Below are 1,511 nucleotides of genomic sequence, written 5' to 3'. Positions count from 1 at the left end.
AGGCCCGGGACGATGTAGCCCTTGTCGTTGAGGTGGTCGTCGAGCGCGGCGGTCACCACGGTGACCGGGATGTCGAGGGAGGCCAGCTTCGACTCGAGGTGCGCGACGCCCTCGGGGGCGGCGAGCAGGCAGATGCAGGTGATGTGGTCGGCGCCGCGGTCGACGAGGAACCGGATCGCCATGGCCAGCGTGCCGCCGGTGGCCAGCATCGGGTCCAGGACGTAGCACTGCCGGCCCTGCAGGTTCTCCGGGAGCCGTTCGGCGTACGTCGTGGCCTGCAGCGTCTCCTCGTTGCGCACCATGCCCAGGAAGCCGACCTCGGCGGTGGGCAGCAGCCGCATCATGCCGTCGAGCATGCCGAGCCCGGCCCGCAGGATGGGGACGACGAGCGGCTTCGGCGAGGCCAGCTCCACGCCGGTGGTCGCGGCCACCGGCGTGGTGATCTCGATCGGGGAGATGCGCACCTCGCGAGTGGCCTCGTAGGCGAGCAGGGTGACCAGCTCGTCGGTCAGCGAGCGGAACGTCGGGGAGTCGGTGACAGCGTCGCGCAGATGGGTCAGCTTGTGGGCGACGAGTGGGTGGTCCACGACGACGGTCTGCATGACATCGCACCCTACGTGAACAGCGCCGAAAGGGGGTTGGCGCTGGGCCCTCCCTCTGTCACTCTGGAGGCATGCCCGACCAGGTGGATGGCGTCGACTTCGCCCTCGCGGTCTTCCGCGAGGAGGGGGAGTGGGCCGTGCAGGAGTTGGCGCACGACGTGCTGACCGACTTCGACACGCTCGTCGCGGCGCTTCGTCGCTTCCCCGGCGACGGCGGCGCGGTCGGGATGGTGGGCATCGACGAGGACTTCTTCATCCTCGTCCGGGTGGCGGGGCCGAGCGTCCGGGTGCTGCTCTCGGACGTCACCGCCGCCGACGAGTGGGAGCTGGCCGGCGAGGTCGTGGAGTTCCTCGGCCTGCCGATGCCGGAGGACGAGGACGACCAGGAGCCGGCGGGCGATCTCGGCATCCTCGCCGACATGGGCATGAGCGCGATGGACATGGGCATCCTGCTCGACGACTACGACCTCTACCCCGACGAGATGCTCTCCGAGACCGCCCGCAAGGTCGGCTTCGGCAAGCTCTTCGACGACGCGGTCGGCCTCACCTCGGCGTGACCCCCTCGCAGCGGTGGGCGGCGCCGATGGACGCTGCCCTGGACGAGGCGCGGGCGGCGCTGGCGACGGGCGACGTACCCATCGGCGCGGTGGTGCTCTCGGCGACCGGCGAGGTCGTCGGCCGGGGCCGCAACGTCCGTGAGGCCGACGCCGACCCGACCGGCCACGCCGAGGTCGTGGCGCTGCGCGCCGCCGCCCGCGAGCGCGGCGAGTGGCGGCTCGACGGCTGCACCCTGGTGGTGACCCTGGAGCCGTGCACCATGTGCGCGGGCGCCGCCGTACTCGCCCGGATCGAGCGGATCGTCTTCGGCGCCTTCGACGAGAAGGCCGGCGCGGTCGGCTCGCTGTGGGA

At 71.8% G+C, this 1,511-nt stretch carries 3 protein-coding genes; 2 read left to right on the top strand and 1 reads right to left on the bottom strand.

Going from position 1 to position 1,511, the window contains the following annotated elements:
- Nucleotides 1-602, bottom strand: a 602-nt coding sequence (upp, locus tag VHA72_RS06570; protein WP_325573646.1) for a uracil phosphoribosyltransferase, incomplete at its 3' end; no start/stop codon positions are given.
- A gap of 71 nt (nt 603-673) precedes the next feature.
- Between upp and VHA72_RS06565 the strand changes: the two genes are divergently transcribed.
- On the top strand, nt 674-1,159 hold the full coding sequence (locus tag VHA72_RS06565) for a tRNA adenosine deaminase-associated protein (protein WP_325573645.1): 486 nt from the start codon (nt 674-676) through the stop codon (nt 1,157-1,159).
- A gap of 26 nt (nt 1,160-1,185) precedes the next feature.
- A partial coding sequence (locus VHA72_RS06560) for a nucleoside deaminase (RefSeq protein WP_325573644.1) occupies nt 1,186-1,511 on the top strand: 326 nt, incomplete at its 3' end.

This window comes from Nocardioides sp., from assembly GCF_035547795.1.
Taxonomy (GTDB): domain Bacteria; phylum Actinomycetota; class Actinomycetes; order Propionibacteriales; family Nocardioidaceae; genus Nocardioides.
The sequence above is the reverse complement of the archived record's forward strand: the minus strand, read 5'-3'. Positions and strand labels throughout refer to the sequence as shown.

Coding starts and splice junctions, on each gene's coding strand:
- VHA72_RS06565 (WP_325573645.1), top strand. CDS start 674: ATGCCCGACCAGGTGGATGGCGTCGACTTCGCCCTCGCGGTCTTCCGC.